We start from the raw sequence: 19720 nt of genomic DNA on the forward strand, positions 1-19720 counted from the left end.
GAAAGAGTCGTTCTGGGGGGCGTGAAGCAGCGTGCGCTGCTGGGGCGTCTCCTGCTCGAATCAAATCAGGCGGTCGCGGCCAGTCGATTAGTGGATTCCCTGTGGCCGGACGGTGAGCCGCCCATTACGGCGAGGAAGATCCTCCAGAATTCGGTGTGGTCGCTCAGGTCGGTCCTGCGGTCGCTCCAGGAGCGCGAGCCGCATCCGGCGCTGATCACGCGGTCGCCCGGCTACCTGCTCCACATCGACGAGGACACGGTCGACGTGCACGTTTTCGCCCGGCAGCTGGAGCTCGGGCGCAAGAAGATGGCCAACGGGTTCCCGGCGGAGGCGGCCGCGATCCTGCGGGACGCGCTGGACCTGTGGCGCGGGGACGTCCTGGCGGATCTCGCGGAGGTCGGGATCGTCTGGCCGGAGTCGAACATCGTCGAGAACGCGCGGATCGACGCCCAGGAACTGTACTTCGAAGCCAAACTGGACTGCGGCCACCACCGTGAAGTGATCAGCGGCATCGAGAAGATGGTGGAGGCGGAACCGCTGCGCGAACGGGCCCGCGGGCTGCTGATGCTGGCCCTGTACCGGTCCGGCCGCCAGACCGAGGCGCTCGACGTCTACCACCGCACGCACACCGACCTCGTCGACCGGCTCGGCCTGGAGCCCGGTCCGTGGCTGCGGGACCTGCAGCGGCGCATCCTGTCGCACGATTCGACGCTGAACGGGCTCTCCCGGGCCGAGACCGCCGGGGAGGAACCCGAGTCGGCCGGCGGGCCGGTGGTGGTCGACGCGGGTGTCCGGCCCGCGCCGTACGAACCCGCCGACGAGGACGGGCTCGTGTACGGCCTGCTGGATGTATCGGGCCGGCCGGGGGACCAGGCGTCCTCCCAGACGCGGTCGCACCGGCGCGAGGTGACGGTGATGATCGTCCGGACCCACGTCGGATCCGGGGCGGGGACGGGGCACCCCGTCGGCGTCGACGAGCTCCTCGACGGCATCCACACCCTGGTCAGGGCGGGCGTGGAGTGCAGCGGGGGAGAGGTCGTGGCCTCCGTGGGCTCCGCGACGATCGCCCTCTTCGACCTGGACGACCCGCGGAAGGGCGCGGCACGGGCGACCCAGCTCGCCCTGCTGCTGCGGGACAGCCTCGACGTGTCGGACGAGAACCGGCACGGGCTCACCATCCGGGCCATGGTGGCGACCGGCGACCTCCAGCGGCACTTCGACCCTGCGCCCCGCCGGAGCCGGGTATCGGCCAACGGCACGCTGCTGGACCAGTGCTGGGAGATCTTCCCGCAGGTGCCGGTCGGCATGATCTGGGTGTCCGACCGCACCAGGTCGCTGACCCTCGACCAGGTGTCGTACCTGACCATGGCGGCCGGCAAGCTGCCGTACTGGGTCGCCGAGGCGCGCTCGGTGGAGTACCCGGTCGAGACCAAGCCGTTCATCGACCGGGACCACGAGATGGAGATCCTGCAGCGGACCTTCGAGCGGGTCGAGCAGCGCAGCCTTCCACACCTGGTGACCGTCCTCGGCGACCACGGGACGGGGAAGAGCCGCCTCCTGATGGAGTTCTGCCAGTTGCTGGAGGAGAAGGCCCGGACGGCTCCGCTCATCGTGAAGTACCGGGTGAGGAGGTCGGTGAGCATCGACCCGTCGGCGTTCGTCGAGCCACTGCGGTCGCTCCACCGCGAGGTCGGACCGCTCGCCCCGCCCGAGGCGGCCGGTCCGATCCGCCCGGAAGCGGCGAGCGACGTGCACGAGGCGGAGGCCCTCGTGCACGCGCTCGCCCGCAAGCACCCGGTCGTCATCGCGGTGGACGACCTGCACCTCGCCGACGAGGCCACCCTCGCCTTCTTCGACGGCCTCGGCGCGAGCGGCCAGTCCGGCAGGCTGCTGATCGTGGCCTGCGCCAACGAGGACTTCCACCGCAGGTTCCCGCAGTGGGGGCTGGGCCGGCTGAACAGTACGCGGATCCTGTTGGAGCCCCTGTCGGTCGACGCCGTCGGCCAGCTCTTCGAGAACCTGATCGCGACCATCGGGGACTGCATCTCCGAGTCGACCTGGCGGACCTTCCACCGCATCTTCGGCGATCCCGCTTCCGCTTCGGCGAAGCGGGCGCGTCTGCTGCGGGCGCTTCCGCTGGTCGTCGGGACGAATTCCTTTCCCGGCGACCACGCGCCCGACGAATGGGTCAGTAGCCCTTGAAGAATCCGTACAGCCGGTTGATCCGGCCGCCCTCGAAGGTGGCGACGTCGAATCCGCTCGCCACGGGTGCGCCCCCTGCGGGGCCGACCTGCCAGGAGAAGTGGACGGCGTCGTGATGGGTCAGGACCGGGCCGAGGGTGAAGAGCATTCCTGTGAAGTTGTGCTGCGCCATGGCGAGGTAGTCGCCGATGGCCGCCGCGCCGTGGGCCACGATGTTCGGATCGGTGTACGTCGCGTTCGCGGTGAATACCTCTTCGATCAATTCCCGCCGGATCCGGCCGTCGGATTCGTTCCAGATCCCGATGTATTTCCCGACCAGTTGGTCGACGCCATTCCTGTCCATGAGTCAGCACCTTAGCAGTGGATGTGTGATTGATTGGGTCGTTCGGTGGAATTGCTCCGGTCGGCCGGAATGCGGCGGAACAGCCACCTTCCGGCCGACCGGAGCGGAGCCCCGACCGGCGGGTCAGCCGGTCGGCGGCCCCGGACGGGACGGGTCACCCGAGGTCGTCGACCATGGCGAACAGGTCCTCGTCATCCGCGTCCTCCAGGTCCCTGAGCTCCTCCTCGAGCCGGTCGTCGCGGCCGTCGCCGGCCGCCGGAGCGCCGCCGACGAGCTGCCGGAGCCGGTCCAGCTCGTCCGGGCCGAGCCGTCCGTCACCGATCAGCGCCTCCAGCCGGTCCAGGAGCGGCGCGGCCTGACGGGCCGCCACGATGGCGCGCAGCCGCTCGGCCAGCAGGGCCGGCGTCGGATGGTCGAACACCAGCGTGGTCGGCAGGCGTTCGCCGGTGAGCGCCGTCAGCCGGTTGCGCAGCTCCACCGCCGTCAGCGAGTCGAATCCGAGGTCCGTGAACGGCGCGTCGGAGGCGATCGCCGACACTCCGTCGTGCCCGAGGGCGGCCGCGACCTCACGGCGGACCAGTTCGAGCGCGGCCCCCGGCCGGTCCCACGGGATGTCCGCCGACTGCTGCGCCGCCGGCCGGGCCGCTCCGCCGCGCGTGGCGGCGGCCGGTGCGGGCCGGGGCGCGAGATCCCGGAGCACCGAGGGCGGGTTCGGGGCAGCGCCGAGGGCGGCCCGGTCGACGCCGGTCACCGCGAACACCGCGTTCCGGCCGCCGTCGGCCGCCGGGCCGGTGAGTTCCGCGGTGGCGGCGTCGAAGGCGGCCAGCGCCTCCGGCACCGCGACCGGACGCAGCCCGAGCGCGAGGATCCGCCTCAGGTCCGCCCCCGACAGCCCGTCGCCCATCCCGGTCTCCCACAGCCCCCAGGCCAGCGAGACCGTCGGCAGGCCGCGGGAGGTGCGGTACTCGGCCAGGGCGTCCAGGAAGGTGTTCCCCGCCGCGTAGTTCGCCTGCCCGGCGGTGCCGAGCAGCCCGGCGATCGAGGAGTACAGCACCAGGGGCCGGTCACCGGCCTCCTCGTGCAGATGCCAGGCGGCGTCGATCTTGGGCCGCAGCACAGCGTCGACCTGTTCGGGCGTCAGCCCGTCCAGCGTGCCGTCGTCCAGCGTCCCGGCGGCGTGCACGAAGGCCACGGGCCGGTGGCGGGCGACGAGTGCGGCCAGTGCCGCGCGGTCGGCGACGTCGCAGGCCGCCGCGGTGATCTCGACGCCGTCACCGGCACCCGCGATCTCCGGGGCCGTCCCGCTCCGGCTGACCAGCAGCAGCGAACGGGCGCCGTGCTCCGCCACCAGGTGCCGGGCCAGCTCCGCGCCCAGCGCACCGCTCGCGCCGGTGATCATCACGGTGCCCTCGCGCCAGGGGAGCGCCGCACCGGCCGGGGCGTGCGCCCCCGCCGTGGGCTCCGCCTCCTCCGGCCGGGTGTCCGCCGACCGCCGGTACCGGGCCAGCCGCGGGACGAGGAACTCCCCGTCCCGGACCCGGACCTGCTGCTCGTCCAGGTCCCCGGCCGTGGCCAGGAGTTCCCGTACGGCGTCCCGGACGTCGCCCGAGCCGTCCCAGTCCGGGTGGTCCACCAGCAGGAACCGGCCGGGGTGTTCGGTCGCGGCACTGAGGACCAGGCCCCGGACGCCGGCGTGGGCCAGGTCGGAGCCGACCACCACGGCGAGCCGTCCGCCGGTGTCGCGGTCCAGCCGGTCGCGCAGCACACCGAGGGTGTGATGGACGGCGTGGCGGGCCCGCTGGGGCAGGTCACCCGGGCCGGCCTCGGCCTGCACCACGGTGTGCCCGGTGCCGTCGGCCACCGGACCGGACGCGTCCGGCCGGCGCCAGACGGGGGTGTACAGCAGGTTCTCGCCGGCCACGGGGGCCGGGAGGCCGGTGAGCGGACGCAGCACCAACTCGTCGACCTCGGCCAGGACCCGGCCGTCCTCGCCGCAGACCAGCAGGCGCACCGTGTCCGGACCCGTGGGCGTGATCCGGGCCCGCAGGACCGTACCGTCGGCCCCCGCGGCCGCGTGGAACCGCACCCCGCTCCAGGCGAACGGCAGGGCGGCCGGCCGGTCGTCGTCGGCGACGCCGGGCAGCAGCGCGTGCAGGACCGCGTCCAGCAGTGCCGGGTGCGCGGCGAACCCCGCGGTCGGCAGGGCCGGTTCCGCCGGGGCGACGACCTCGGCGAACAGCTCCTCGCCGTGCCGGTGCAGCGCCCGCAGCCCCCGGAAGGCGGGGCCGTACGCGTACCCGTGCTCCGCCACCCGCTCGTACAGCCCGGTCAGGTCGATCTCCGTGGTCCCGTCCGGCCAGGGCTCGGCCTCCGGGACGGTCCCGGACGTCTCCGGTGCCAGGGTGCCGACGGCGTGCCGGGTCCACCCGGGGCCGTCCGGACCGGCGTCCCCGCTCCGGGACCAGAGCGTGACGTCGCCGCCGTCGACCACCAGCTGGAGGACCAGGGCGCCGGACTCCGGCACCACGACTGGTTCGGTGACGGTGAACTCCGCGAGGTCGCCCGCCGATGCGGCCAGTTCCACCAGCGCCGTGCCGGGGACCAGGACGACGCCCCGCACCCGGTGGTCGGCGAGCCACGGCTGCCCCGCCAGGGTCAGCCGGCCCGTCGACACGGTGGCGCCGCCCTCGCCGGTGGCGCCCGCGGCGAGGTCGACCGCCGCACCCAGCAGCGGGTGTTCCGCGGAGCGCAGCCCGGCACCGGCCACATCGGTCCGGCCGGCCGGGGCGAGCCAGAACCGCTTGCGCTGGAAGGCGTACGTGGGCACGTCGGCCGGTCCGGCACCGGGGAACACCGCGCTCCAGTCGATCCCGACGCCCCGGGTGAACAGGGCGCCGAGCGCGCCCGCGACGCCGTCCGCCTCGGGCCGGCCGTGCCGCCGAAGCGGTACGGCGACCGGGGCGTCCGGCTCGTCGGCGGGGAAACCGGCGGCGATCATGCCGGTGAGCACCGCGTCGGGGCCCACCTCCAGCACCGTGCGCACGCCCTCGTCCCGGGCGGTCTCCACCGCCTCGTGGAACCGGACGGTGGCCCGCACCTGGTTCACCCAGTACTCGGGGTCGGTCCACTCCCCGGCGGACCGACCGGTGACCGTGGAGATCGCGGGGATCACCGGGGCGTGGTACGTGAGCTCCCGGGCCACCTTCCGGAACCCGGCCAGCATCGGCTCCATCAGCGGGGAGTGGAAGGCGTGGCTGACGGACAGCCGCTTGGTCCGCCGGCCGGCGAACCGCTCCTCGACGAAGGCCAGCAGCGGCTCCTGTGCGCCCGACAGCACCAGCGAGGCGGGGCCGTTGACCGCGGCGACCGCCACCCCGGCGGGCAGCTTCGTGCCGTCCAGTTCGGTGGCGGCCGCCTCGACGGCGACCATCGCGCCGCCGCGGGGCAGGGCCTGCATCAGGGCGCCGCGGGCGGCGACCAGCCGGGCCGCATCGGGCAGCGACAGCACGCCCGCGACGTGCGCGGCGGCCAGCTCGCCGACCGAGTGGCCGAACACCACGTCGGGCCGGACCCCCCACGACTCCGCCAGGCGGAACAGCGCGACCTCCACGGCGAACAGCGCGGGCTGTGCCGTGCCGGTCTCGTCCAGGCCGTCCCCGTCGGCGATCGCCGCCCGGACCGTGGCCCGCAGTGTGGCGTCGAAGTGGGCGCAGACCTCGTCGAAGGCCGAGGCGAACACCGGGTGCGCGGCGGCCAGTCCGAGGCCCATGCCGATCCGCTGCGCGCCCTGTCCGGTGAACGCGAAGGCCAGTCGGCCGCCCGCCGCCCGGACCGGTACGGCGTCCCGCAGTGCCGCCGGGCAGGCCGCCGCGATCCGGTACGGCAGGGCGGCGCGGGTGGCCAGGGTGTACGCCTCGTCCGCGGTGGACAGGTCCGCGACCCGCTGCGCCTGCTCGGCCAGCGCCTGCTCGGTCCGGGCGGACAGCACCCACGGGACCGGGGCCGGCGCGGGGCCGGCCGGTGTCGCGGAGACCGGGGCCGGGACGGCCTCGGCCTCCTCGACGATCACATGGGCGTTGGTGCCGCCGAACCCGAAGGAGGACACCCCGGCCCGGCGGGGCCGGGCCCCGCGCGGCCACGGGCGGGCCTCCGTCAGCAGCTCGACGCCGCTCCCGGACCAGTCGACGTGCCGGGACGGGGTGCCGACGTGCAGGGTGGCCGGGGCGATCCCGTGCCGCATGGCCTGCACGACCTTGATGATCCCGCCGACGCCGGCCGCCGCCTGGGTGTGCCCGAGGTTCGACTTCAGGGACCCCAGCAGCAGTGGCTGCTCCCGGTCGCGTCCGTAGGCGGCGATCACGGCTTCGGCCTCGATCGGGTCGCCCAGCTTGGTTCCGGTGCCGTGCGCCTCGACGAGGCCGACGTCGGCCGGGGCCAGGCCGGCCGAGTCGAGCGCGGCGCGGATCACCCGTTCCTGGGCGGGACCGTTGGGAGCCGTCAGCCCGTTCGAGGCGCCGTCGGAGTTCACCGCCGAGCCGCGCAGCACGGCGAGCACCCGGTGCCCGTTGCGCCGGGCGTCCGACAGCCGCTCCAGCACCAGCATGCCGGCGCCCTCGGACCATCCGGTGCCGTCGGCGTCGTCGGAGAAGGACTTGCACCGGCCGTCGTCGGACAGCCCGCGCAGCCGGGAGAACTCCACGAACGGCGTCGGCGTGGCCATCACGGTCGCGCCGCCCGCCACCGCGAGCCCGCACTCGCCGCGGCGCAGCGCGCTCGCGGCCAGGTGCACCGCGACCAGCGACGACGAGCACGCCGTGTCCACGGTGAGGGTCGGTCCCTCGAACCCGAACGTGTAGGCCAGCCGGCCGGAGGCGATGCTGCCGGCGCTGCCGCTGTACAGGTAGCCCTGCACGCCCTCCGGCGGCAGGTTCGGCCGGGAGCCGTAGTCGCTGTACATGACCCCGACGAACACGCCGGTCCGGCTGCCGCGCAGGGACTGCGGGTCCAGCCCGGCCTGCTCCACGGCCTCCCAGGTGGTCTCCAGCAGCTGCCGCTGCTGCGGGTCCACGGCGAGCGCCTCCCGCGGCGACAGGCCGAAGAACTCGGCGTCGAAGCGGTCCGCGTCGTGCAGGAACCCGCCCCGGCGGGTGGTGGAGGTGCCCGGGTGGTCCGGGTCGGGGTGGTACAGCCCGGCCGGCCAGCCGCGGTTCACCGGGAACTCCGAGGTGGCGTCCCGGCCGTCGGCGACCAGCTGCCACAGGTCCTGCGGCGAAGCGACCCCGCCCGGGTACCGGCAGGCCATGCCGACGATCGCGATCGGCTCGTCGAGGTTCCCGTCCGTCGCCGGCCGGCTCGCGGCCGCCGGGGGCAGCGGCCGCTCCCCGGCCGCGGCGAGAGCGAGCAGGTGCTCGGTCAGCGCGGCCGGGGTGGGGTGGTCGAACACCACGGTCGCGGACAGTCGGTGGCCGGTCGCGGCGCCGAGCCGGTTGCGCAGCTCGACGGCCGTGAGCGAGTCGAAGCCGAGCTCGCTGAACGAACGTTCCTCCTCGACCTCGGCCGGGTCGGCGTGGCCGAGCACCGCGGCGATCTGGTCGCGGATGATCTCCCGCAGGTCGGCGCCGCCGGCCCCGGGCGTCTGCGCACCCGGCAGGCCGGATTCGCCGTCCGGTACGGCCGCCGGGGTGGCCGCGGCCGGTCCGGCCAGGTCACGCAGCATCCCGGGGAGGTCGGTGCGGCCGCGGAGCGCGGAGCGGTCGAACCGGGTCAGGGCGAGCACCGCGGCACCGTCGCCGGCGGCCGCGCCGAGGGAGGCGTCGAACAGGCCCAGCCCCTCCGCGGTGTCCAGCGGACGCAGGCCCGAGCGGGCCAGCCGCCGGACGTCGGCGTCGGTCAGCCCCTCGGAGATGGTGCTGGTCTGCGCCCACAGGCCCCAGGCCAGCGAGACCGCGGGACGGCCCAGGGCGCGGCGGTGCTCGGCGAGGGCGTCCAGGAAGGTGTTGGCCGCCGCGTAGTTCGCCTGGCCCGCGGTGCCGAGCAGCCCGGCGACCGAGGAGTACAGGAACAGCGGCCGGTCCCCGGCCAGTTCGTGCAGGTGCCAGGCCGCGTCCACCTTCGGGCTGAGCACCGCGTCGATCCGCTCGGCGGTCAGCCCGGCGATCGTGGAGTCGGCGACGACTCCCGCGGTGTGCACCACCGCGGTCGGCGCGTGGGCGGCGAACACCCGCTCCAGGGCCTGCCGGTCGGTCACGTCGGCGGCCACCAGGCTCACCTCGGCGCCGAGGCCGGTCAGTTCGTCCCGCAGGTCCGCCGCGCCGGGCGCGGCCTCGCCGCGGCGGCTGAGCAGCACCAGGCGCCGAACCCCGTGCCGGACGACCAGGTGCCGGGCCAGGACGGTGCCGAGGGTGCCGGTCGCGCCGGTGATCAGCACCGGGCCCGCGGTCAGGGCCGCGGTGCCGGCCGGGGCGTCCGCCGCGGTGCCGGCCGGGCGGGCCAGCCTCGGCACCAGGATCCGGCCGTCCCGGAGCGCCAGTTCCGGCTCGGGTGTCCGCAGTGCGGTCTCCACCTGCGCCGCGTCGGCGGTTTCGTCGGCCTCGACGAGCACCAGTCGGCCCGGGTTCTCCGCCTGGGCACTGCGCACCAGGCCACGGATCGCGGCGTGCGCCAGGTCCGGGGTGATCACGAAGGCGTGGCGGCGCCCGTCGTCCTCGGCGAGGACCGCCCGGAGTTCGCCGAGGACGGAGTGCACCAGGGCCTTCGCCCTCGTCGGGACGTCCTGCTCCGGGCCGTCGGCCACGGCCGCCACCCGGTGCAGGACGGCCGGTTCGAGGCCGGCCCCGGGGGTGGGGGCGTCCCGCCAGAACACGGTGTGCAGGCCCGCCGGCGCATGGCTGCCGCCGACCGACAGCAGCGCCAGCTCGTCGACCGTCAGCACCGCCCGACCGTCGCGGTCGTGGACCGCCAGGCCCGCCGTGCCGCCGCGGACCGTGACCCGCGCGGTCAGGGCCGTCGCGCCGGTCGCGTACCGGGTGACCCCCGTCCAGGAGAACGGCAGGACCGCCGGGGCGGCGGGGTCGACGACGCCGGGGAGCAGCACGTGCAGCACCGCGTCGAGCAGGGCCGGGTGCACGCCGTAGCGGGCCGCCTCGCTCCGGTGGCGCTGCGGCAGCTCCACCTCGACGAAGCGGTCCTCGCCGGTGTGGCGCACCGACCGCAGGCCCTGGAACGCCGGGCCGTACCGGTAGCCGTGCCCGTCGAGCCGCTCGTAGACGCCGGTCAGGTCGGCCTCCTCGCCCACGGGTTCGGCGGCGGCCGGGGCCGCCCGCCGCCCGGGGGCGAGGACGCCGTGGGCGTGCCGGGTCCACTCGGCGAGGTCACCGGCGGCCCGCGGGCGGGAGTGGATCAGCAGCGCGCGGCTGCCGTCCGGCTCCGGGGCCTCGACCCGGACCTGGACCGTCACCCTTTCGCCGTCCGGTACGGCCAGCGCGGTGGTGAGGGTCAGTTCGGCCACCGTCGGGCAGTCCACCCGGGACCCGGCGTGCAGCGCCATGTCCAGCAGCGCCGTGCCGGGGACCAGGACCTCGCCGCGGATCCGGTGGTCGCCGATCCAGCCGCCCGCACCGATCTCACCGGTCAGCACGGTGGCGCCGTCGACGAGGGTGACCGCGGTGTCCAGCAGCGGATGCTCCGAGGACGGGGTCTCCAGCCAGTACCGGCGGTGCTGGAACGGGTACCGCGGCAGCGGGACGGGCCCGGTCGTCGGAAGGACCGCCGACCAGTCGACCGGCACGCCCCTCAGGTGCAGGGCGCCGAGCGCGGAGAAGGCCGTCTCCACGTCCCCGCGTCCGGACCGCAGCATCGGTACCGCGGTGCCGATGCTCGGGTCGGCGTCCCCGTCCTCGTCCGCGACGGCCTGTCCGACCATCGCGGTCAGCGCGCCGTCCGGGCCGAGCTCGACGAACTCGGTGACCCCGCCGCGGCGCAGGGTGCGCACCCCGTCGAGGAACCGTACGGCTTCCCGGACATGGGTCACCCAGTAGTCCGGGGAGGCCAGCTGTTCGGCGGTGGCGATCTCGCCGGTGACGTTCGAGACGACCGGGATCCGCGGCTCGTGGAAGACGACGGTGTCCAGCGCGGCGCGGAAGCCGGCGAGCACCCCGTCCATGTGGGGCGAGTGGAAGGCGTGGCTGACCGAGAGCCGCCGGGTCCGCCGGCCGAGGCCGGACCAGTGCGCGGTCAGCGCGGTCACGGCGCCCTCGTCGCCGGACACCACCACGGCCCGGGGGCCGTTCACCGCGGCGATCGCCGCGCCGGGAACCAGCGACTCGCGCACCTCCTCCTCGGAGGCCTCCAGCGCGGCCATCGCACCGTCGTCGCGGGCGGACTGCATGGCGGCACCCCGGGCGGCGACCAGCCGGCAGGCGTCGGGCAGGTCGAACACGCCGGCCACGTGCGCCGCGGCCACCTCGCCGACCGAGTGGCCGAGCAGGTAGTCGGCGGTGACGCCGTGGTGCTCGGCGAACCGGTGGAGCGCCACCTCGACCGCGAACAGCGCGGCCTGGGTGTACGCGGTCTGGTCGAGCAGCGCCGCGTCGGCGGTGTCGGGCTCGGCGAACAGGACGGCGGTCAGCGGCCGGTCGAGCACCGGGTCGAGGTGGGACGCCACCTCGTCGAGCGCGGCGCGGAAGACGTCGGACCGCTCGTACAGTTCGCGCCCCATCCCGGCCCGCTGGGCGCCCTGTCCGGTGAACAGGAAGGCGGTGGCGCCGCGGCCGGTGCCGTGTCCCTGGACCACGCCCGGCGCGGCGGTGCCCGCCGCGACGGCGTCGAGGCCGCGCAGCACGGACTCCCGGTCGGAGCCGAGGACCACGGCCCGCCGCTCCAGCAGGGCGCGCCGCCCGGCGAGCGTGCCGGCGACGTCGGCGAGGCCGAGCTCCGGCCGCGCGTCCAGGTGGGCGCGCAGCTCCGCGGCCCGGGTGCGCAGTGCCCGGTCGGTCCGGGCCGACAGCACCAGCGGCAGCACCGGCGCGGCGGCGCCGGGCTCCTCGCCAGGGCGGGTCCCGGAGGTCCGGGCGGGAGCCGGGGACGGCCCGGCCTCCTCCAGGATCACGTGGGCGTTGGTGCCGCTGATCCCGAACGCGGACACTGCGGCGCGCCGCGGGCGGCCGAGGGCCGGCCACTCCTGCTGCTCGCCGAGCAGCTCGACCGCGCCCGCGGACCAGTCCACGTGTGGCGACGGCGTGCCCAGGTGCAGGGTGCGGGGCTGGATGCCGTGCCGCATCGCCTGGACCATCTTGATCACGCCGCCGACGCCGGCGGCGGCCTGGGCGTGCCCGATGTTCGACTTCAGCGAGCCCAGGCGTACGGGCTGTTCGCGGTCCTGCCCGTAGGTGGCCAGCAGGGCCTGGGCCTCGATCGGGTCGCCGAGCCGGGTGCCGGTGCCGTGCGCCTCGACCAGGTCGATGTCGGCGCCGTTCAGGCCGGCGTCGACGAGGGCGGCGCGGATCACCCGTTCCTGCGAGGGCCCGTTCGGGGCGGTCAGGCCGTTGGAGGCGCCGTCGGAGTTCACCGCGGAACCGCGCAGCACCGCCAGCACCTGGTGCCCGTTGCGGCGGGCGTCGGACAGGCGCTCCACCAGCAGCAGGCCGACGCCCTCCGACCATCCGGTGCCGTCGGCGTCGGCCGAGAAGGACTTGCACCGGCCGTCCTCGGAAAGGCCCTTCTGCCGGGAGAACTCGACGAAGGTGCCCGGGCCGGACATGACCGTGACGCCGCCCGCCAGCGCGAGGTCCACCTCGCCCGAGCGCAGCGCGTTCGCGGCCAGGTGCAGGGCGACCAGCGAGGACGAGCACGCGGTGTCGACGGTGATCGCCGGGCCCTCCAGGCCGTAGCTGTACGCCAGCCGCCCGGAGATCACGCTGGAGGTGTTGCCGGCCAGTAGGAAGCCCTCCACCTCCTGCGGGGTGGCCGGGAGCCGCGAGGCGTAGTCGTCGTACATCACGCCGGTGAACACACCGGTGCGGCTGCCGCGCAGGCCCGTCGGGTCGATGCCGGCGTCCTCGAAGGTCTCCCACGCCGTCTCCAGCAGCAGTCGCTGCTGAGGGTCGGTGGCGAGTGCCTCGCGGGGGGACATGTCGAAGAACGCGGCGTCGAACAGGTCCGCGTCGTGCAGGAACCCGCCGCTCCTGGTGTAGCTGGTGCCGAGGTGGTCCGGGTCGGGGTGGTACAGCCGGTCCAGGTCCCAGCCGCGGTTGACGGGGAACTCGGAGATCGCGTCCCGGCCGTCCAGGACCAGCTGCCACAGGTCGTCGGCCGAGCGGACGCCGCCGGGGAAGCGGCAGGCCATGCCGACGATGGCGATCGGCTCGTCGGTCCGGCCGCGGTTCGCGCGCCGCCGCGCGCCGCCGGCCGCCCGCTCGTCCGGTCCGCCGTCCGGGTCCTGGGCGAGGAACGAGGCCAGGGCCTGCGGGGTGGGGTGGTCGAAGACCAGGGTGGCCGGGAGCCGCCGGCCGGTGGCCGCGATCAGCCGGTTGCGCAGGTCGACGCCGGCCAGGGAGTCGAAGCCCTGCTCGCGGAACGCCCTGCCCATGTCGAGCGCGCCGGGGTTGGGCAGGCCGAGCACCGCGGCCGTGGTCGTTCGGACGAGCTCCTCGGCCTGCTTCGCCGTCAGCGTCCGTCCGGCGCGTCCGGCCGCCGCGGCGGTGCCGGCGGGCTTGCGGCGGCGCCGGACCAGGGCGGCCAGCAGGGGCGGTACGGGGTCGGTGGCGGACAGCAGCGACGGCTGGAGGACGGCCGGGACGGGCAGGGCGGTGGTCGTGCCCGTGGTGTCCGTCGCGCCCGTGGTGTCCGCCGTCTCCCGCGACAGGGCCCGGTCGAACAGGGCGAGACCCTGCGCGGCGGTGAGCGGTGCCACGCCGGACCGGGTCCAGCGGCCCAGGTCGGAGGCGCCCAGGGACTGCCCCATGCCCTCCTCCCACAGGCCCCACGCCAGGGAGGTCCCGGGCAGGCCGAGGGCGCGGCGGTGCGCGGCCAGCGCGTCCAGGTAGGTGTTGGCGGCCGCGTAGTTGGCCTGGCCGGCGGTGCCGAGCAGGCCGGAGATCGAGGAGAACAGGACGAAGGCGTCCAGCTCCCGGTCCGCGGTGAGCTCGTGCAGGTGCCGGGCGGCGTCGGCCTTGGCGGCCATGACCGTGCGGACGCGCTGCTCGGTCAGCGCCGGGATCGTGGCGTCGTCGAGCACCCCGGCGGTGTGGACCACCGCGGTCAGGGCCGCGTCGGCCGGCAGGCCGTCGACCAGCGCGGCCAGCGCGGCCCGGTCCGTCACGTCGACGGCGGCGATGCGCACGCCGTCCAGCTCGGCCGCCAGGGCGGCGGCGCCGGGCGCGTCCGGGCCGCGGCGGCTGACCAGCAGCAGGTTCCGCAGCCCGTGCCGGTGGTGGAGGTGCCGGGCGATCAGCGCGCCCAGCCCGCCGGTGCCGCCGGTGATCAGGACCGTGCCACCGGGGTTCCAGCCGAGTCCGGTCCCGTCGGCCGCGGCGCCCTCGGGGGCCTGGGCGGCCCTGGTGATCCGGGGCACCAGGAGCGCGCCGTCGCGGACGGCGAGCTGCGGCTCCCCGGTCCGTACGGCCGCCTCGACGGTGTCCACGGCGGGGGCGGTGCCGGCGAGGTCCAGCACGACGATCTGGTCGGGGTACTCGCTCTGGGCGGTGCGGGCCAGGCCCCACACCGCGGCGGCGGCCGGGTCGGCCACGGCATCCCCCGGTGCGGCCGCGACCGCGTCCCGGGTGACGAGGACCAGGCGCTCGCCCTGGTCGTGGCTCGCGGCCGCCCAGTCCCGGACCGCGGCGAGGGCGGCGGCGGCCGCGGCCGCCGGGCCGTCGGCCGGGGCCACCTCGACCACGGTGGGCCGGAGCGGGCCGTCGGCGTCCGCCGCTGGGGTGCCCGGGGGCTGCCAGGCCAGTTCGTACATCGGGACGGCGTCGGTGCGCGCCGACGCCCGGAAGGCCAGGCCGTCGACGGTGGCCACCGGCTCCCCGGTCGCGTCGGCGAGCAGCAGCTCGTACCTGTCGCCGCCGGCCGGGCGGATCCGGGCGCGGAACTCCGTGCCGCCGGTGGCGCCCGGGTGCAGGCGCACCCCGCTCCACGCGAACGGCAGGCGCGTCCCCTCCCCGCCGTCGACCAGGCCCAGCACGATCGGGTGCAGCACCGCGTCCATCAGGGCCGGGTGCATCAGGAAGCAGGAGTCCGCGGCGAAGTGCCCGTCCGGGAAGCGGACTTCGGCGTACGCGGTGTCGCCGTCGCGGTACACCGCCCGCAGCCCGCGGAACACGCCGCCGTAGGCGTAGCCGCGTTCGCCGAGCAGCTCGTACGCGTCGTCGACAGGCAGCGGGTCGCCGACGGGCGGCCACTCCAGCCGGTCCGCCGCGTCCGGCTCCGCGGCCGCGTCGCCGTCGAGCAGCCCGGACGCGTTCCGGGTCCACCCCGGTTCGCCGTCGCGCCGCGAGTGGATCGCCAACTGCCGCTCGTGCACGGTGACCTGGAGCTGTACGGAACCGGCGGCGGGGAGCTCCAGCGGGCTCTCCAGCGTCAGGTCCGCCACCCCGGACAGGCCCACCCGCTCGCCGGCGAACAGCGCCAGCTCCAGGAACGCCGTTCCGGGCAGCAGGACCGCACCGTCGACCACGTGGCCGGCGAGCCACGGGTGGTCGGCCACCGAGACGGTGCCGGCGAGCACCACCTCGTCCCGGTCGACGAGTTCCACGACCGAGTCGAGCAGCGGGTGCCCCGAGCCGCCGCGCGCCGCGCGCGGCGGCAGCCAGTAGCGGTCGCGGCGGAACGGGTGCGTCGGCTCCTCGCCCCGGAGCCGGGCCAGGCCCGCGGTGAGGACCTCCGCCTCGGACCCGGCGGACCGGCCCAGCGGGACGGCCCGCCGCACGCCGGCGGACCTGACCAGCGGGGTGAGCGCGGCCGACGGCCCGATCTCGGCGAACAGGCCGGCACCGGCCTCGCGCAGGGCGGTCACGGCGTCGTGGAACCGCACGGTGCCGCGGAGTTGGGTGACCCAGTGCTCGGCGTACCCGGAGGGGTCGGCGGGCAGCGGGCGCCCGGTCACGGTGGAGATCACGGGGATCCGCGGCGGCCGGTGGCCGACGGTCTCGGCCACCGACCGGAACTCGTCGAGCACCTCGTCCATGTGGGGGGAGTGGAAGGCGTGGCTGACGGTCAGCCGGGTGACCCGGCGGCCGTGCTCCCGCCACCCGGCGGCGACGGTCTCGGCGGCCTCCGCGTCGCCGGCGATCACCACCGACACCGGGCCGTTCACCGCGGCCACCACGACCCCGTCGACCAGGGTCCCGGCGACCTCCGCCTCGGAGGCCTCCACGGCGATCATCGCGCCGCCGGAACGGGCCCGCTGCATCAGCCGGCCGCGGGCGGCCACCAGCTTCGCCGCATCCTCCAGCGAGAACACCCCGGCCACGTAGGCGGCGGCGAGTTCGCCGATGGAGTGCCCGGCGAGCAGGTCGGCGCCGAGCCCCTGGTCGGCGGCCAGCGCGGCCAGCGCCACCTCGAAGGCGAACAGCGCCGGCTGGGTGTAACGGGTCTGGTGGAGGACGGCCGCGGCGTCCGGCCCCTCGTCGAACATCAGCTCCTTCAGCGGCCGGTCCAGGTGGGCGTCGAACGCGGCGCACACCTCGTCGAGGACGCGCGCGAACACCGGGAACCGCGCATGCAGTTCGCGGCCCATGCCGGGGCGCTGCGCCCCTTGGCCGGTGAACACCAGGGCGGTCGGGGTCCGTTCGCCCTCCTCCAGGACGACGTGGGCGTTGGTGCCGCTGATGCCGAAGGCGGACACCGCGGCGCGGATCGGCCGGTCGGCGCGCGGCCACTCGCGAGCCTGCGTCAGCAGCTCCACCCGGCCCGACTCCCAGTCCACGCGGGAGGTCGGGACGTTGGCGTGCAGGGTCCGCGGCAGCACCTCGTGCCGCATGGCCTGGACCGCCTTGATCACGCCGGCGACGCCGGCCGCGGCCTGGGTGTGGCCGATGTTCGACTTCAGCGAGCCCAGGTACAGCGGGACATCGCGGTCCTGTCCGTAGGTGGCGAGGATCGCGTCGGCCTCGATCGGGTCGCCGAGCGAGGTGCCGGTGCCATGGGCCTCCAGCAGGTCCACGTCGGCGCCGGTCAGGGCGGCGTCGGCCAGCGCGGCGCCGATCAGCCGCTGCTGGGACAGGCCGCTGGGCGCGGTCAGCCCGTTGGAGGAGCCGTCGGAGTTGATCGCGGTGCCCCGGATCACCGCGAGCACCGGGTGGCCGTCGCGCCTGGCGTCCGAGAGCCGCTTCAGCACCAGCATGCCCACGCCCTCGGACCAGCCGGTGCCGTCGGCGTCGGCCGAGAACGGCTTGCACCGCCCGTCGGCGGCCAGCCCGTGCTGGCGGGAGAACTCCTCGAACATGCCGGGAGTGGCCATCACGGTCACGCCGCCGGCGAGCGCCGCCGACGCCTCGCCGCTGCGCAGGGCGCGCACCGCCAGGTGCAGGGCGACGAGCGAGGAGGAGCAGGCCGTGTCCACGGTGAGGGTGGGGCCCACGAACCCGAACTGGTAGGCGATCCGGCCCGACAGCACGCTGGGCGTGGTGCCGGTGAGCACGTAGCCCTTGACCTCGTCGCCCGCCTCGTGCATCCGGGGGCCGTAATCGGAGGAGGTGCCGCCGACGAACACGCCGGTGCGGCTGCCCCGCAGGGACTTCGGGTCGATGCCGGCCCGCTCCAGGGCCTCCCAGGTGGTCTGCAGCAGCAGCCGCTGCTGCGGGTCCATGGCCAGCGCCTCCCGGGGGGAGATCCCGAAGAACTCGGCGTCGAACTCGGCCGCGGTGTCGAGGAACCCGCCGGTCCGGGAGTACCCCTCACCGGGCTGCCAGCCGCGGTCGGTCGGGAAGTCGCCGTACACGTCCTGCTCGCCGGCGACCACGCGCCACAGGTCCTCGGGGGAGGCGAGCCCGCCCGGGAAACGGCAGGCCATGCCGACGATCGCGATCGCGTCCTCGTCGGCGCCGGCCGCGGCGCGGGTCCGGGCGGACGGCGCGGCCGCGGACGGGCCTCGGCCCGCCGCGCGGCCGGGGCCGACGCCGGTCTCGGCGAAGTAGCCGATCAGCTCCTGCGGTGTCGGATAGTCGAACAGCAGACCGCTGGGCAGCGGGCGTCCGGTGGCGGCGGACAGGCTCTCGATCAGCTCCACCGTCATCAGCGACGAGAAGCCGAGGTCGCGGAAGTTGGTGTCGAGTTCCACGGAGTCCGGGACGGCCGCCCCGAGGGCCTCGGCCACCTGCGCCCTGACCAGCGCGGTGGGGTCGGTGCCGGGGGAGTCCGCGGCGGCCGCCGCGGCGGGGTGCTCGCCGGTCCAGAACCGCTCGCGCTGGAACGGGTAGCCGGGCAGCCGGACCCGGCCGGCGCCGACGTCCGCGAACGCGGGGCTCCAGTCGACGTCCTCGCCGTTCACGAACGCGGTCGCGAGGGCGGTCAGGAGCGCGGTCCGGTCGTCGGGGAGCCCGGCGCCGTCCGCCGCCCCGGGCCCGGGCTCCGCGGTCGTGACCAGGTGCGGGGCGGAGCGCCCCTGCGCGAGGGCGTCCAGGCCGGCGTGCAGCTCCTCGGCGTCCGCGGCGAGCACGACGGCCCGGTGCCGGAACGCCGTCCGGGTGGTCGCCAGTGAGAAGCCGAGGTCCTGCGGGGCGAGTCCGGACGCGCTCAGCAGGGCGGCGTGCGCCCGCAGCGCGGCCGGGGTGCGGCCCGAGACGGGCACCGGCACCGCGACCGGCGCGGCCTGCGCCGCCGGTGCGGCGCCGTCGGTACGGGCCTCGGCCGGCGGCTCGCTCAGGACCACGTGGGCGTTGGTGCCGCCCATGCCGAACGAGGAGACGCCGGCGATCAGCGGGCGGCCCGGGTGCGGCCAGTCGGACGGCTCCGCGGCGACCCGCAGCCCGAGCTCGTCGAAGGGGATGGCCGGGTTGGGCGTCGCGAAGTTCAGGCTCGCGGGCAGGCGGCGGTTGCGGATGCTGAGCACCGCCTTGAGCAGGCCGGTGATGCCGGCGGCGCCTTCCAGGTGCCCGATGTTGGTCTTGACCGAACCCACCAGCAGCGGGTCGGCGGCCCCGTCGGCCCGCCCGGCGAAGACCGCGCCCAGCGCGGCCGCCTCGACGGGGTCGCCCACCGGGGTGCCGGTGCCGTGGAGTTCGACGTACTGCACCTGCTCCGGAGCGACGCCGGCGCGCCGCAGCGCGGCCCGGACGACCCGCTCCTGGGCCTGCGGGCTGGGCACGGTCAGGCCCGGAGTGGCGCCGTCGTTGTTGACCGCGCTGCCGCGCAGCACGGCGTAGACGTCGTCCCCGTCGGCCAGGGCCGCGCGCAGCGGCTTCAGGACCAGGGCCACGGCGCCCTCGCCGCGGACGTAGCCGTTGGCCCGGGCGTCGAAGACGTAGCTGTGGCCGTCCGGGGACAGTCCGCCGAACCGCTGCGCGCCCAGCGCCCCTTCGGCGAGGAGGTTGAGGTTCACGCCCGCCGCGATGGCGATCGGCGACTCGCCCGACCGCACGCTCTGGGCGGCCAGGTGGACCGCGACCAGCGACGACGACTGGGCCGTGTCCACCACGACGCTGGGGCCGCGCAGGTCCAAGGCGTAGGAGACCCGGTTGGCGATGACCCCCCGGTGCACGCCGGTGTTGGTGTGCTGGGAGATCGCTCCGTCGCCGCCGCTCAGCACGAGGCCGGCGTAGTCGTCGCGGAGCGAGCCCACGAACACCGAGGCCGCGGAGCCGGCCAGGGCGGCCGGGACGATCCCGGCGTCCTCCAGCGCCGCCCACGCCAGCTCCAGCACCAGGCGTTGCTGCGGGTCCATCGCCGCCGCTTCCCGGGCGGAGACGCCGAAGAACGCGGCGTCGAAGTCCCCGATCCCGTCGAGGAAAGCACCGAAACGCGTGCCGCCGTCGAACCTGACCGAATCCGAAATGCCGTCCCGCCGGTCCTGCGGGACCTCGGTTATCGCAGTGCGGCCGTCCCGCAGGAGATTCCAGAATTCCGCCGCCCCGGTCGCCCCGGGTAACCGGCAGGACATCCCGACGATCGCCACCGATTCGTCATGACCGTCCTCGTGCCCGTCGTGCCGTGTCGTCATCTGAACAGCTCTTTCCT

3 protein-coding genes are annotated in these 19720 nt (G+C 75.7%); 1 reads left to right on the top strand and 2 read right to left on the bottom strand.

Annotated elements, in window-relative coordinates; all coding sequences use genetic code 11:
• Positions 1–21: 21 nt before the first annotated feature.
• Complete coding sequence (locus ACIQ87_RS01435) at positions 22–2202, top strand: BTAD domain-containing putative transcriptional regulator (protein ID WP_402399801.1); 2181 nt, start codon at positions 22–24, stop codon at positions 2200–2202.
• Here the strand turns inward: ACIQ87_RS01435 and ACIQ87_RS01440 are convergent.
• Both ACIQ87_RS01440 and ACIQ87_RS01445 read right to left on the bottom strand, forming a co-directional pair.
• Entirely contained in the window at positions 2189–2545 is a 357-nt protein-coding gene (locus ACIQ87_RS01440) for a nuclear transport factor 2 family protein (protein ID WP_402399803.1), read from the bottom strand. The two genes, ACIQ87_RS01435 and ACIQ87_RS01440, sit on opposite strands and share 14 nt — an antisense overlap.
• 154 nt (positions 2546–2699) lie before the next feature.
• On the bottom strand, positions 2700–19703 hold the full coding sequence (locus tag ACIQ87_RS01445) for an SDR family NAD(P)-dependent oxidoreductase (protein ID WP_402399806.1): 17004 nt from the start codon (positions 19701–19703) through the stop codon (positions 2700–2702).
• Between the last annotated feature and the right edge of the window lie 17 nt (positions 19704–19720).

It is taken from the genome of Kitasatospora sp. NPDC096204, assembly GCF_044763205.1.
In the GTDB taxonomy this organism is placed as follows: Bacteria; Actinomycetota; Actinomycetes; order Streptomycetales; family Streptomycetaceae; genus Kitasatospora.

Coding starts and splice junctions, on each gene's coding strand:
- ACIQ87_RS01440 (WP_402399803.1), bottom strand. CDS start 2,545: ATGGACAGGAATGGCGTCGACCAACTGGTCGGGAAATACATCGGGATC.
- ACIQ87_RS01445 (WP_402399806.1), bottom strand. CDS start 19,703: ATGACGACACGGCACGACGGGCACGAGGACGGTCATGACGAATCGGTG.